At 33.2% G+C, this 265-nt stretch carries 1 protein-coding gene; it reads left to right on the top strand.

Annotated elements, in window-relative coordinates; all coding sequences use genetic code 11:
* Window positions 1-26 precede the first annotated feature (26 nt).
* Window positions 27-265, top strand: a 239-nt coding sequence (locus GPK60_RS13555) for a MerR family transcriptional regulator (RefSeq protein ID WP_215660713.1), incomplete at its 3' end; no start/stop codon positions are given.

Consider the following 265-nt stretch of genomic DNA (forward strand, 5'->3'; position numbering starts at 1 on the left):
GAATATTATTGAAAGGAGTTGATACTTTGAGTAAATATTATTCTATACATGAATTTTCAAAAATTATAGGCGTATCTGCTCAGACATTACGAAATTGGGATGCCAATGGAAAACTTCATCCGCATCATACTACAGTAAGTGGCTATAGATATTATTCCGATGAGCAACTCAACCAAGTAATAAATGTAAAGCCTAAAAATCGCATTACAATTGGATATTGTCGCGTTTCCAGCCATAAACAAAAAGATGATTTGGAACGACAGAT

It is taken from the genome of Ruminococcus sp. MCC718, from assembly GCF_018783905.1.
Lineage (GTDB): Bacteria > Bacillota > Clostridia > Lachnospirales > Lachnospiraceae > Hominisplanchenecus > Hominisplanchenecus faecis.